This is a genomic window from Pseudomonas sp. NFX98 (assembly GCF_047784845.1).
GTDB lineage: Bacteria > Pseudomonadota > Gammaproteobacteria > Pseudomonadales > Pseudomonadaceae > Aquipseudomonas.
The window spans coordinates 172,546-186,070 of record NZ_JBLNNF010000014.1 but is presented as its reverse complement, the minus strand read 5'-3'; the positions used below and the strand labels follow the sequence as shown (position 1 = coordinate 186,070).

Below are 13,525 nucleotides of genomic sequence, written 5' to 3'. Positions count from 1 at the left end.
GACACACCGCTATCGCGGGCAAGCCCGCTCCCACAGGGTTTCCAGTATTCCGGAAATGAAGCGTAACCAACACACCACTGTTCCCGTGAAGCTTTGATGCAGGCAAGATGAAGGTCTGCAAGTCAGAACACAGGATGCTGATCGTGACCGAAGCTTTTATTGTCGTTCAAACCGCCGAGCAAGCCGTGGATCGGCTTGCGCTCTTGCACAATCGTGCAACCACCGCGCTGAATCAGGCGCTCAAGCGTTACCTCAAGGATCGCGTCGAGCCGGATGCCGAGCAGCGGGCATTGTTCCGTTATCCCGAATTGCGCCTGACCTACCATTGCCAGGGCGAAGTCCCGCAGACCACCCGCGCCTACGCCAAAGTGCAGTTGCCGGGCACCTACAGCGTCACCGTCACCCATCCGTCGGCTTTCCGTAAATACTTGCTGGAACAGCTGGTTCCGTTGATGCACGACTTCACCGTGACCGTCGAAGTCGGTGTCAGCGTGCAGAACATTCCTTATCCATACGTGGTCGAGCAGGGCGATGAGCTGGCTGGCTCCGGCGTCACCGCTGCCGTGCTGGCGCGGGTGTTCCCGAGTACCGACCTGTCGGCTGCCACCGACGGCATCGCTGACGGTTTGTACGATTGGGAAAACACCGATCCGCTGCCGCTGGCCTTGTTCGACGCGGCGCGGGTGGATTTCTCCCTGCGCCGACTGGTCCATTACACCGGCAGCGACTGGCGCCATGTGCAGCCGTGGATCTTGCTGACCAACTACCACCGTTACGTCGATCAGTTCATCGTCCATGGCCTGGAGCAACTGCGCAGTGATCCGCGTTTCGTGCGCATGGTGTTGCCGGGCAACGTGATCATCGAAAAGAGCATGGATCACGGCGAAGCCTCGGCCATCGCGGCTGGCGTGGTCTGGCACCGTTACCAGATGCCGGCCTATCACTTGATCGCCACCGACGGCCATGGCGTGACGCTGGTGAACATCGGCGTTGGCCCGTCCAATGCCAAGAACATCACTGACCACCTTGCCGTGCTGCGCCCACATTGCTGGCTGATGATTGGCCACTGCGGCGGCTTGCGCCAGTCGCAGACGATTGGCGATTACGTGCTGGCCCACGCTTACATGCGTCGCGACGGTATTCTTGATCGCGTGGTGCCGCCAAACATTCCGATCCCGGCGCTGGCCGAAGTGCAGATGGCTCTGCAGCAAGCGGCCGCGAACATCACCGGCGAGAAGGGTGATGAACTGAAGAAACGCCTGCGTACCGGCACCGTGCTGACCTACGACGACCGTAACTGGGAGTTGCGCTGGGCCCAGGAACGACCGTTGATCAACCTGTCCCGCGCCGTGGCGGTGGACATGGAAAGCGGCACCATCGCCGCTCAGGGTTATCGCTTGCGGGTGCCGTATGGCACGTTGCTCTGCGTCTCGGACAAACCGTTGCACAGTGAAATCAAGTTGCCGGGCTCGGCCAACGCGTTCTATGAGCGTGCGGTCAGCCAGCACTTGAAGATCGGTATCGAAGCGGTGGATCTGCTGCGCACCGAGCTCAACTCGCTGCACTCGCGCAAACTGCGCAGCTTCGACGAGCCGCCGTTCCGCTAACGGTTGTCATGGTCATTTGGCGGTTGGGGCACTAGCATTAGCAGCCCTGACCGCTAGATGTTCCTTTCGCCATGTCCCGTCCCCAGCGTCCCGTTTTCCGCCGTCCTGGCGCGAAGCCTTCTCCTTCAGCCACGCGTCGTGTCGCCAAGGCGCCGCCAGCAGAGCCGAAGCTGATCCTGTTCAACAAACCGTTCGATGTGCTGACGCAATTCAGCGACGGCGAAGGGCGCGCGACACTCAAGGATTACATCGAGATTCCGGGGATCTATCCGGCCGGGCGATTGGACCGCGATAGCGAAGGTTTGCTGCTGTTGACCAACGACGGTCAGCTTCAGGCACGCATTGCCGACCCCAAGCACAAACTGGCCAAGACTTATTGGGTGCAGGTGGAAGGCGAGCCGAGCGCCGAGCAGCTTCAGCGTTTGCGTGATGGCGTGGAGTTGAACGACGGCATGACCCTGCCCGCCGAGGCGCGGCAACTGGATGAGCCTGAACTGTGGCCACGCAACCCGCCGGTACGCTTTCGCAAAAGCGTGCCGACCAGTTGGCTGGAATTGATCATTCGCGAAGGGCGCAACCGTCAGGTGCGGCGCATGACAGCGGCGGTTGGCTTGCCAACGTTGCGACTGGTGCGGGTGCGGATCGGTGACTGGACGATCGAAGGGCTCGATCAGGGCCAGTGGAAAGAAGTGCCCGCGCGCTTATAAAGAGCCTGATTCGATCAGGCCGATCACCACGCTCTTGATCACGAACGCCGCCACGCCAAGGCCCAGCACGAAAAACAGAATGAACGAGCCGAAGCGCCCGGCCTTGGACTTCTTCGCCAGATCCCAGACGATGAAACCCATGAAAATGATCAGGATGCTGACCAGTCCGGTCATCATCCACTCTTCGAATACTGCAGGATCCATCGAACTTCTCCAGCGCGGGCGAGGCTAAAAGGGCGCGGCGATTATACGCCCGGCAGGCTGCGTGCAGTATTGACCTGCGGCGGTGTGTCGCAGCTATTCGTCGCCCGGTCTGACAACCCACCTGCTCTTGTCGGAGCTGTTGTAGGAGCTGTCGAGTGAAACGAGGCTGCGATCTTTTGATCTTGTTCTTAAAAGCAAAATCAAAAGATCGCAGCCTCGTTTCACTCGACAGCTCCTACAGAAGCATCAGCAGTTCAGCTGCGCAGATGAGTCAACGGCAGCTCAGTGCTGTTCAAAACCTGATTCAGCACAAAACTCGACCGCACACTGGTCACGCCTTCAATCCGGGTCAAATGCCCCAGCAGCAGTTTCTGGTAGTGGTCCATGTCCGGCACCACGACCTTGAGCTGATAGTCGGCGTCCATCCCGGTCACCAGGCTGCATTCGAGCACCTGCGGCAAGGTACGGATGGCCTGTTCGAAATTCTCGAAACGCTCCGGGGTGTGCCGGTCCATGCCGATCAGCACATACGCCGTCAGGCTCAGGCCGAGCATCTTGCGGTCGAGCAGGGCGACCTGGCGGGAGATGTAGCCGTCGTCTTCCAGTTGCTTGACCCGACGGGAGCAGGGCGAGGGTGACAGGCCGATGCGTTCGGCCAGCTCCTGATTGGAGATCCGCGCATCGCGCTGCAATTCAGCCAAAATACTCAGGTCGTAACGGTCGAGTTTGCTCATCAAACGGTCCCTTGTCATATCTATTGCGGCAGATTATCTATCCAGGGTTAAAAATTGCGCAAGTGATGTTTATTTCAGCAATCTTCGCAATCCTCTGCCGGCGCGTCGAGCCTATTCTTATCACCAGAATCACTGCTCGGACAAACAGTCCAGTGCGGCTCGCCCAATCAGGCCAGCCGCGGCCGCCACTCCCCACCGGGGATGCGCAGGCCCCCGAGCTGCACACTGTCCAGAAGACGGCGTGAGGTGAGCCGATGCCACAAGCATCGAGCACGGACGAAGTTCTCAAGGGGAGGCCGACGGGTCTCCCCTTTTTCTTGCCTGTAATTTACTGCCGCCCCTCAATAAATAAGTTTCGCGACTGATAACCTGTGGCAGAACCGGCCTGTGCATTTCCAGTCTTACGTACAGGCCCTAACCCGCAGTGAGGAAAAGCATGAAGTCGCGCATCTGGCGTTTAGCCGGTGTTGGTTTGCTGTGTGTCAGTGTCACTGCGCAATCGCTGGCCGATGAGCCGCAGAACCGTGGCCCCGATGGTGGGCAGCACGGGGACGGTGGTCATCAGGGCAATAATCAGGGGCATGGCGGTAACAATCAGCCGCGCCCGCAGAACGGCCAGCAACAGAATCAGCCGCGCCCACAGAACAACGACGTCATTCGTGGCGACAACAGCCGCCAGTTCGAGCACAACGGCCAGAACCAAAACCAGAACAACGGCCAATCGCAGAACCGTCCACCGCCAGACTACAACAGCCGGGTGCGTTCACCCCCTCCGCCACCGCAACTGCCGGCCAATGACCTGCCGATTCAACCTCGGCCCGACGCTGTGCAGCAAACTCAGGAGCCGCGGCGTGGTTACTATCAGGACCAACCGCGGCGCAACGACCCCAATCAGCACTGGAATGGCTACATCGGCGCACCGTCGTCCAATGGCAACAACCAGTGGCAAGGTCGCCCGAGTGGCCACGGCAACGGCTGGGGGCCAGGCCCGCAATATCGGCCGGGGCATGTGATTGACCGCTTCCCGGATCGTGAGTACCGCGTGCCTTACCGTGGCATGGATTATTTCTATTCCGGCGGTTACTGGTATCGCCCGTTGGGCCCGCGTTATGTGGTGGTCGAACCACCGCGCGGGATTCGGGTTCGCTACTTGCCGGATTACGCCGAGCAAGTCTTGATCGGCGGGTCGGTGTTGTTCCTGGCGGCGGGCTCGTATTACGCCTATCAGGAAAACACTCAGGATTACGTCGTGGTCGAGCCGCCGGTAGGCAACCTGCAACCGCAACAGCCGCCGCAATCCGCCAGCGGCGGTTATGACGTGGAGGCGTACCCCGCCAACGGCCAGTCTCAGGAACAGGTCAATCAGGACGGTTACGAGTGCTATCAATACGCGGTGCAGCAAAGTGGTTTCGACCCGCGAACCGCGACCTATCAACCGGACCCTTCGGTGGTGCAAAACTATCGGCAGGCCCAGGGCAACTGCCTGAGCAGTCGCGGTTATCAGGTCAGTTTCTGAGCCCTGGCAGCTTTCACCACTTCCTGCGGGTCGGCGTGCACCAGCACTTCGGCTCGCGGGTAGGCGGCGTGAATGGCATCGGCGGCTTGATCGCTAATGCCATGGGCGACTGACAGGGTTAGCTCCCCCGGCAATTCCAGATGCAGTTGCACAAACCACTGGTTACCGGAAATCCGCGTGCGCAGGTCATGTGCGCCCAAAACCCCCGGCACGCTGCAAGCCAGTTCCAGCATGTGCTGGCTGACATCCGGCGGCAGTTCTTCGTCCATCAACACCGCAAAACTTTCCCGGGCGATCGTTACTGCGCTCCAGAGGATGTACGCGGCAATTCCCAAACCGAACCACGCATCGACCTGATGCCAGCCAAATCCGGCCAGGACCAGCGCCACCAGAATGCTTCCGTTGAGCAACATGTCCGAGCGGTAGTGCAGCGAGTCGGCGCGCACGGCGTTGGAGCCGGTGGCCTTGACCACCCGATGCTGCAACATCAGCAGGGCCAAGGTCAGGGCTAGCGAGAAGACAATCACGCCAATGCTGATCCACGGCGCGCCCACCGGTTCCGGATGCTTCAGCCGGTCGAACGCCTGCAACGCAATCAGCACCGCACTGCCACCAATGAACAACGCCTGCGCCATGCCGGCCAGCGACTCGGCCTTGCCATGTCCGTAGCGATGATCGTCATCAGCCGGGCGCAAGGCGTAGTGCACCGCCAGCAAATTGAGCAACGAAGTGACGCCGTCGAGCGCCGAGTCAGTCAACCCGGCGAGCATGCTCACCGAACCGCTCAACCACCAGGCGATGGCTTTGGCGACGATCAGCGTGCAGGCCACCGCCACCGAGGCACGGGTCGCCATCCGCAGCAGGCGGGCGTGTTCGGAGCTGGAAATCATGAGTGCGGCTATTCCTTTATGTGCACCAATTACGCGGCAGGTTGCAGGCCGAGCAGGGCCAATTGCTGAGTGCTGCCCTTGTGCTGGATCAAGCGTGGATCGTCCAGCGGCAGGCTGCGGCCTGTTTCACGTTCCAGAATAGTCTGCAACTTGAGGTTATCGACCTTGCCGTCGGCACCGATGGCTTCCTGCAGTTTTTCCGGGGCGACCTGGGCTGTCTCGCCCGGTGCGAAGTAAATCGCGCCCGTGGCGAAGTCCACGGCAAACGCAATCAGGCCGGGAACGATGTAGAACAGCAGGCCCACGGCATCGAGCACGGCAATCGCCGGGTCGATCTTGCCGTCGATCTGGCCACGACGGTCCGGATAGAAAATCGAGCCGCACGCGGTCACTTGAGTCAGCAAGGTTGCAACCAGAACACCGCCAATCAGGCGAAAGGGAACACGCATATGAAATCTCCTGGATCATCTGGAAACGAAACGTCGTCGGTACTAATTAAGACCCTGACGAACGCCCGGCAGTTCGCCGTTATACTCGGCCCTCTGTTTTGGAGCCAGCATGATTTCTTTGCCGATCGATGAAGTTTTACCCGCCCTGCGTGAAGCCCTTGCGAACGAAGCCGTGCTCATGCGCGATCGGGCAAACTGTTTTGAGTTGTAACATGATTATTGTACGGTAACATTTGTGATGTTACTGTGCGTAAAACGTGTTACGTGGTGCTGAGATGAAAACCAGCCGGCAAGAGATTCAAAACTATTTCGAGTTGATTTTCGGGGCAAAACCGGAGATCAAACGGTGGACGAAATCCAAGGGTTTGCCTTTTTATCTCCTGGATGAATACGCCTTCGACGTCGTGACACTGCATGGGTGTCAATGCTTGGTGTTACTCGCTCATGAGCCCTTCGAAAATGCAGCGAAGATTCGCAAGCACATCAACGTCCTGAAAAAAATCGTCGATAACCCGATTCTCTACGCGACCGGTGCACTCCAATCATTTGAGCGCAAACGTCTCATCGAGTCCGGCGTTCAGTTCGTTGTTCCTGGCAACCAATTGTTCGCACCGCAGCTTGGGCTTGATCTGCGTGAGTTCTATCGCAGCAGGCCGGCAGAAAAAACCGTTTTGAGCCCGGCTAGCCAGGCTGTGCTCATCGCAACCATCAATCGGGGCTGGGAGGAGAATGAAACCTTCCGGGGGACCGATCTGGTAGACGCAGACCTCTACTCCAAAATGACGATATCCAGGGCGATGAAAGAGCTTCAGTCGTTCGGATTGATAGAGCCAGTATCCAGTGGCAAATCAATACTCTGGCGTTTCGTTGCAGCTCCTAAAACCCTATGGGAAAAATCCCTGCCGGTTCTGCAAAACCCGGTGAAGCGGGTTGTGTATGCAGATTGGCAACCAGTGGCGCAAAGAGTTGCAGGGTTGTCTGCGCTCAGCAAATTGTCCTTGCTGAGTGAGCCATCAATGCCCGTTATTGCATTCACCAAAGAAAGTTGGGATTTGGAAGTCGCTCGCTCCGGTCGCGCGGAAGTTGACCCATTCGACGAACCGGTCGTTGAGGTCGAGATCTGGAGCTATTCCCCTGAACACATTCCAGGGCAAACCCGGATTCCGATGTCACCAGAAAGCGTCGATCCTCTGTCCCTCTATCTGAGCCTGAGGGACAACGTTGACGACCGGGTTCAATTGAGCCTTGAAGAAATGATGGAGAAGATTGAATGGTAAAAGGATTGGATACCTTTCGTGAAGCCTTTGCCGGCCATGCGGATCGATATGTGCTCATCGGTGGTGTTGCAGCCAGTCTGACCCTTCAAGAGGTGGGCATTGAGTTCCGATCAACGCGAGATCTGGACATCGTGCTGATCATCGAAGCGTTGGATGAAGTGTTCTGCGCCGAGTTCTGGGAGTTCATCAAACGAGGAGGTTATACCGAACGACAGGAGCTTGATGGCCCATCAAAGCGGTACAGGTTCGGCAAGCCTTCAGATGAACGTTACCCGGTTCTTCTTGAGTTGTTCTCAAGGGCTCCCGACGGTTTAACGCTGCCGGAAAATGCTGATCTGACCCCAGTCCCTGTCGATGGAGAGATTTCCGACTTATCGGCAATTCTGCTCGACGATGCTTACTACAGCTTCATCGTCGCAGGCCGCAATCATACGAACGATCTCGCCTACATCGGCGTTGACCGGCTCATTCCGCTTAAGGCGCAGGCATGGACGAATCTCAGTCATCCGGATTGCGTGGAGGAAGGGGCGGGCCGTAAAAGCAATAAACACTTGAAGGACGTTGTGCTTCTGTCTCGTCTTCTTTCGGCTGAATCAGACATTGATCTGCCTGAAGGCATCGCGAACGACTTGCGAAGCTTTCTCGACGTTATGCCCTCTCTGGACGTCGACATGAAAGCCGTGGGGCTGCGTGGTGTCACTATCGCTGAAGTCGCAGAGCGCATACGTTCAGCATTCAAGGTATAGGGCTGTTCGTCGCTATACTGCGCGGCTTGTTTGGGAGCCAGCATGATTTCTTTGCCGATCGATGAAGTTTTACCCGCCCTGCGTGAAGCCCTCTCTACACGTCACGAAGCCGTGCTCGAAGCGCCGCCCGGTGCCGGTAAAACCACCCGTGTGCCGTTGGCCTTGCTCAATGAGCCGTGGCTGGCCGGGCAGACCATTCTGATGCTGGAGCCACGGCGGTTGGCGGCGCGGGCGGCGGCGGAGCGGTTGGCCAGTGAGTTGGGCGAGAAGGTTGGCGAAACCGTGGGTTATCGCATTCGGCTCGACAGCAAGGTTGGCCCCAACACCCGTATCGAAGTGGTCACCGAAGGCATTCTCACCCGGCGCTTGCAGGATGACCCGGCGCTGGAAGGCGTGGGTTTGCTGATTTTCGATGAATTCCATGAACGCAGTCTCGACGCTGATCTGGCGCTGGCCCTGAGCCTCAATGGCCGGGAACTGTTCCGCGACGATCAGCCGCTGAAAATCCTGTTGATGTCGGCAACCCTTGAAGGCGAACGCTTGGCGGGGTTGCTCGACGACGCGCCGATCCTGCGCAGCGAAGGGCGCATGTACCCGGTGGCGATGCGCTGGGGTCGGCCGTTCCAGTCCGGTGAGTTCATCGAGCCACGCTTGGTGCAAACCATCCTTGAAGCCCTGAACGACGAAACCGGCAGCGTGCTGGTGTTCCTGCCGGGGCAAGCGGAAATTCGGCGCGTGCATCAACAACTCGCCGATGCACTGGGCGATAGCTCACAGGTTTTGCTCTGCCCGTTGCACGGTGAACTGGACCTCGCTGCGCAACGTGCGGCAATCGATCCCGCACCGGCGGGCAAACGCAAAGTGGTGCTGGCCACCAACATCGCCGAGACCAGCTTGACCATCGACGGCGTGCGCGTGGTGATTGATGCCGGGTTGGCGCGGGTGCCGCGTTTCGACCCTGGCAGCGGCATGACCCGTCTCGACACGCAGCGCATTTCCAAGGCCAGCGCCACGCAGCGCGCAGGCCGGGCTGGTCGACTGGAACCGGGCGTGTGTTATCGCTTGTGGTCGCAGGATCAGCACGAACAACTGGCGGCGTACGGCTGTGCGGAAATTCTCTCGGCGGACTTGGCGGGTCTTGCCTTACAACTCGGTCGTTGGGGCGTGACGCCTGTGCAACTGGTGTGGCTCGATGTACCGCCCGCCGCCGCGTATGCACAGGCGCAGGATTTGCTCGAACGCTTGGGCGCGCTGGAAGGCGAAGCGCTGACCCGCCATGGTCAAGCCATGGCCGAGTTGCCGGCACATCCGCGCATCGGCCATTTGTTGTTGCGCGGTCAGGCGCTGGGGTTGGCGGACATGGCTTGCGATGTCGCTGCGTTGCTTGGCGAGCGCGATATCTTGCGCGGAGCCGGCGCGGACTTGCACAGTCGATTGGTATTGTTGTCCGGCGAAGAACGAGCCGCGCGCGGCGCGCAAGGCGGGGTGCAACGAGCACGGCAACTGGCGCGGCAGTATCGCGGTTATCTGCGGGGCAAAGCGTTGGAGCCGGTCAGCGATCCTGATCATCCGCGCTGGCTCGGCGCGTTGCTGGCGTTGGCTTATCCGGATCGCGTCGCCCAGCAACGTCGTGCCGGTGGCGCCGAATATCGCTTGGCCAACGGTCGTGCTGCGTTGTTCGCCGAAGCGGACAGTTTGATGAAGCAGTCGTGGCTGGTGATCGCCGATCTCGGCAGTCGTCAGGGGCAACGCGAAGAGCGGATTTATCTGGCGGCGGATTTCGATCCGGCGCTGTTCGATTCGGTGCTGGCCGAGCAGGTGCGCTGCGTCGATCAACTGGATTGGGATGAGCGCGAAGGCGTGTTGCGTGCCGAGCGCCAGCGCAAGGTTGGTGAGCTGATCCTCAGCCGCGAACCGCTGACCGGCCTCGACGAAAGCGCTCGAAGCCAGGCGTTGGTCAATCTGGTGCGACGCAAAGGTCTGGAGCTGTTGCCGTGGACGCCGGAGTTGCGTCAGTGGCAGGCGCGGGTCGCATTGTTGCGTCAGCTGGATTTGGCCGGCAAGGGCGAAAGCGAATGGCCGGACGTCAGCGACGCTGCGCTGCTCAAAAGCCTTGAACACTGGCTGATGCCGTATCTGGGAAAGGTCTCGCGACTTAGTCACTTCGCCAACCTCGACCTGTCGAGCATCGTCCACAACCTGCTGCCGTGGCCACTGCCGCAACGGCTCGACGAGTTGGCGCCGCATCATTTGAGCGTGCCGTCGGGCTCTTCGATTCGTCTGGATTACAGCGAGCAGCCACCGATCCTCGCGGTGCGCTTGCAGGAGTTGTTCGGCCTGGCCGAAACCCCGCGCATCGCCGGTGGCCGGCAAGTGGTCAAGTTGCACCTGCTGTCCCCGGCGCGGCGGCCGGTGCAAGTGACTCAGGATTTGGCGAACTTCTGGCGCAGTACCTACGCCGAGGTGAAGAAGGATTTGAAGGGGCGGTATCCGAAACACTATTGGCCGGATGATCCAATGGTGGCTGAAGCCACGGCACGGATCAAACCGCGCAAGTAAACCCACCGAAATCTGTAGCAGCTGGCGAAGCCTGCGTCCGGCTGCGCAGCAGTCGTAAAACCAGCCAACGCGGCCTAACAAACCTGTGTCGCCGATAGGCTTTCACCTTCAATTAAACGCGAGCATCAGTTGATTAAGCATCGGCGGAGAGCCCGTGTTTAAAGGCGTTTAAGGATACTTCCTGCAAGCTACAAGACCTTGCGCCGTTGCCTACAGGTACGCCAGAATCCGCCGGCTTGTGCGCTTTGGAGGCCATCGGTAACTTGGTTCGCGTCACTGATTCCCAGTGATCGGGTTTAGTCGCCCGGCTATCCATCCAACGGTTGCATAAGTGTCATCCAGTCAGGCATTCGCCTGCACTTGATGGTGGCTGTGCGCATGGCGCCCTCGGGCGCGCCGGGTTTGGGTGGCTTACCGGTCGACTAACTTGCGCACAGCCGCCTCCCTTTCGTTTAGTCGCGAGATGGTCACGGCCTCACTAGAGGTTAACTGCCCATGTTCAAACCTACGCCGAACCCGCCGGAAACCGATCCGGCATCCCCATACGAACCCGATTCCAAAAAGCTCAACGAGGCCGCCGAACGCGCCCTCAACTTCCACTTCCCCTCGACCGCTGACATCAAAGCCACGCCGCGCACCGTCAGCACCCTATTTACCGTCGACCCAGAGGTCACGACCGAAACCCTTGTGGTGTATCTGGTCGAGACGCTGGCTTCGGTCGATGTGATGGTCCATCAATTGGTCGATCACCTGGACGGCGAATCCCGCAATGCCCTGCTCGGTATTTCCAACAGCGTGATGCTGGCGGAGATCACGGCCAATCGCGTGCTGGATCAGATCGACCCGCCTGAGTAAGCCTGCGGGGCTGACCAGTTTTTTCCTCATCAGTAGCCACAAAAAACCTGCTTTCTCCCTTTCCAGTGCATGCACAGAATGCAGTTGCGCGTGCATTGGAATTTTAAGGAGTGAGTCATGACGTTCTCGATTATCGGACGCTGCCCTGAAACCGGGCAGCTCGGTATTGCCATCAGTTCTTCAAGCATTGCGGTCGGTGCACGTTGCCCTTGGGCGCGGGCGGGTGTGGGTGCGGTGTCTACGCAGAACATTACGCTGCCGGCGTTAGGGCCGCAGATTCTGGACCTGTTGGAGCATCAGCATCTGGAGCCCGATGCGGCGCTGGACAAGGCGCTCACGTCCAACGGCTGGAGCCAATATCGACAGGTCACGGTGATCGATGCGTCAGGGCGGATTGCGCTGTTCAGCGGCAAAGAGTCGTTGGGCGTGCATAACGCGGTGAAGGGCGAGCAGTGTGTCGCGGCGGGTAATTTGCTCAGCGACGTGCGGGTCATCGAGGCCATGGTCGCAGCGTTCGAGGCTGAGCCGGGTCAGTTGGCGGACCGTTTGCTGGCGGCCATGCACGCGGCGATGGCGGCCGGTGGCGAAGCGGGGCCGGTGCATTCCGCTGCGCTGAAAGTGGTGGGTGATCACACCTGGCCGATCATCGACTTGCGTGTCGACTGGGCCGAGGAAGATCCCATCGGGCAGCTGGATGGTCTCTGGCAAGCCTATCGACCACAAATGCAGGACTACCTGACTCGCGCGCTCAACCCGACGACGGCGCCGAGCTACGGAGTGCCGGGGGATGAGTGAGGCGTCCAGTCGCGAGCTGCTGGAGCGGCTGATTGGTTTTGCTACTGTCAGCCGCGATTCCAACCTTGAACTGATTCGCTTCATCGAGGCGTATCTGGCCGGGCATGGCGTTCAGAGTGAACTCTTCTTCAACGAAGAAGGGACCAAGGCGAATCTGTTTGCGACCATCGGCCCGCTCACGTCCGGTGGCGTGGTGCTTTCCGGTCACACTGATGTTGTCCCGGTAGACGGGCAGGCGTGGACGGTGGATCCGTTCCAGATGACGGAAAAGGATGGGCGCCTGTACGGTCGTGGCACTGCGGACATGAAGGGTTTTATCGCCTCTGTTCTCGCAGCGGTGCCGACCTTCGTGCAGCGTCCGCTTTTGACCCCGGTGCACCTGGCCTTTTCCTACGATGAAGAAATCGGCTGCCTGGGTGTCAGGCCGATGCTGGCCGAGCTGGAGAAGCGGCCATTCAAGCCCCGACTGTGCCTGATTGGCGAACCGACAGAACTCAAGCCTGTGCTCGGCCACAAAGGCAAGCTGGCGATGCGTTGTGAGGTGCGTGGTGCGGCGTGCCATTCGGCGTACGCGCCTTACGGGGTGAACGCGATTGAATATGCGGCACAGCTGATTGGCCGGCTCGGCGTGATCGGTGAACAACTCGCGCATCCCGATCACCATGACTCGCGTTTTGATCCGCCGTTTTCAACGGTGCAAACGGGTGTGATCAAGGGTGGCCGGGCGCTGAACATTGTTCCCGCTGAATGCGAGTTCGATTTCGAGGTCAGGGCACTGCCGGACTTCGATGCACAGGACGTGGCGGATCAGTTGCAGGCCTACGCTCAGGAAAACCTTTTGCCGAAGATGCGCGCGGTGCAGGCGGACACCGACATTCGCCTGCGGCCGCTGAGCGCTTATCCCGGATTGGCGACACCGCCCGAGAGTGAAGCGGCGCGGCTGCTGGCGCTGTTGAGCAATTCTTCAGAGTTTGGCACGGTCGCGTTTGGCACCGAGGGTGGGTTGTTTGATCAGGCCGGGATTCCCACGGTGGTGTGTGGGCCGGGCAGCATGGATCAGGGGCATAAGCCTGACGAGTTTGTTTCGTTGGAGCAGTTGAGTGGTTGCGACGCGATGCTGGTGCGCTTGGCTGATTATTTGTGTGGTGCTGGATAAAAAGATCGCAGCCTTCGGCAGCTCCTACAT

At 59.5% G+C, this 13,525-nt stretch carries 13 protein-coding genes and 1 pseudogene; 10 read left to right on the top strand and 4 right to left on the bottom strand.

The features are described 5' to 3' along the window. Positions 1-107 precede the first annotated feature (107 nt). Both amn and ACM110_RS19825 read left to right on the top strand, forming a co-directional pair. Positions 108-1,607, top strand: coding sequence for an AMP nucleosidase (gene amn, locus ACM110_RS19830; protein ID WP_416129092.1), 1,500 nt, complete (start codon positions 108-110; stop codon positions 1,605-1,607). Between the two features lie 71 nt (positions 1,608-1,678). Beyond that, a complete protein-coding gene (locus ACM110_RS19825) occupies positions 1,679-2,314 on the top strand; it encodes a pseudouridine synthase (RefSeq protein ID WP_416129091.1) in 636 nt (211 codons plus the stop codon). Here the strand turns inward: ACM110_RS19825 and ACM110_RS19820 are convergent. Then, complete coding sequence (locus ACM110_RS19820) at positions 2,309-2,518, bottom strand: DUF2788 domain-containing protein (RefSeq protein ID WP_093229943.1); 210 nt, start codon at positions 2,516-2,518, stop codon at positions 2,309-2,311. The two genes, ACM110_RS19825 and ACM110_RS19820, sit on opposite strands and share 6 nt — an antisense overlap. A gap of 254 nt (positions 2,519-2,772) precedes the next feature. Next, on the bottom strand, positions 2,773-3,252 hold the full coding sequence (locus ACM110_RS19815; protein WP_056855781.1) for an Lrp/AsnC family transcriptional regulator: 480 nt from the start codon (positions 3,250-3,252) through the stop codon (positions 2,773-2,775). A 436-nt stretch (positions 3,253-3,688) separates the two neighbouring features. On the opposite strand from ACM110_RS19815, the gene ACM110_RS19810 reads away from it, so the two are divergent. Beyond that, positions 3,689-4,768 (top strand): DUF6515 family protein, encoded by a 1,080-nt coding sequence (locus tag ACM110_RS19810; RefSeq protein ID WP_416129090.1) that lies wholly within the window; start codon positions 3,689-3,691, stop codon positions 4,766-4,768. On the opposite strand, the gene ACM110_RS19805 is transcribed toward ACM110_RS19810, so the two are convergent. Together ACM110_RS19805 and ACM110_RS19800 are read right to left on the bottom strand one after the other, a co-directional pair. Next, positions 4,753-5,658, bottom strand: a complete 906-nt coding sequence (locus tag ACM110_RS19805) for a cation diffusion facilitator family transporter (RefSeq protein ID WP_416129089.1) — start codon at positions 5,656-5,658, stop codon at positions 4,753-4,755. The two genes, ACM110_RS19810 and ACM110_RS19805, sit on opposite strands and share 16 nt — an antisense overlap. 29 nt (positions 5,659-5,687) lie before the next feature. Next, entirely contained in the window at positions 5,688-6,107 is a 420-nt protein-coding gene (locus ACM110_RS19800) for a polyribonucleotide nucleotidyltransferase (RefSeq protein ID WP_416129088.1), read from the bottom strand. A 109-nt stretch (positions 6,108-6,216) separates the two neighbouring features. Between ACM110_RS19800 and ACM110_RS19795 the strand changes: the two are divergent. From ACM110_RS19795 to argE, 7 genes and pseudogenes are all read left to right on the top strand, one after another. Next, positions 6,217-6,285: pseudogene (locus ACM110_RS19795) on the top strand (ATP-dependent helicase); the annotation flags it as partial. Between the two features lie 97 nt (positions 6,286-6,382). Then, positions 6,383-7,384: a hypothetical protein gene (locus ACM110_RS19790; RefSeq protein ID WP_416129087.1), complete on the top strand. Its 1,002-nt coding sequence runs from the start codon at positions 6,383-6,385 to the stop codon at positions 7,382-7,384. Next, positions 7,378-8,130, top strand: coding sequence for a hypothetical protein (locus tag ACM110_RS19785; protein ID WP_416129086.1), 753 nt, complete (start codon positions 7,378-7,380; stop codon positions 8,128-8,130). The genes ACM110_RS19790 and ACM110_RS19785 overlap by 7 nt, the downstream gene beginning before the upstream one ends. Before the next feature lie 42 nt (positions 8,131-8,172). Next, positions 8,173-10,689, top strand: a complete 2,517-nt coding sequence (gene hrpB, locus ACM110_RS19780; protein WP_416129085.1) for an ATP-dependent helicase HrpB — start codon at positions 8,173-8,175, stop codon at positions 10,687-10,689. A 495-nt stretch (positions 10,690-11,184) separates the two neighbouring features. Then, the gene (locus ACM110_RS19775) at positions 11,185-11,544 is read left to right on the top strand and encodes a DUF6124 family protein (RefSeq protein WP_416129084.1); all 360 of its coding nucleotides are present in this window, start codon (positions 11,185-11,187) and stop codon (positions 11,542-11,544) included. 117 nt (positions 11,545-11,661) lie between these two features. After that, entirely contained in the window at positions 11,662-12,339 is a 678-nt protein-coding gene (locus ACM110_RS19770; protein ID WP_150787112.1) for a DUF1028 domain-containing protein, read from the top strand. Beyond that, positions 12,332-13,495, top strand: coding sequence for an acetylornithine deacetylase (gene argE, locus ACM110_RS19765; RefSeq protein WP_416129083.1), 1,164 nt, complete (start codon positions 12,332-12,334; stop codon positions 13,493-13,495). Before ACM110_RS19770 ends, argE begins: the two co-directional genes overlap by 8 nt. The last annotated feature ends 30 nt before the right edge of the window (positions 13,496-13,525 follow it).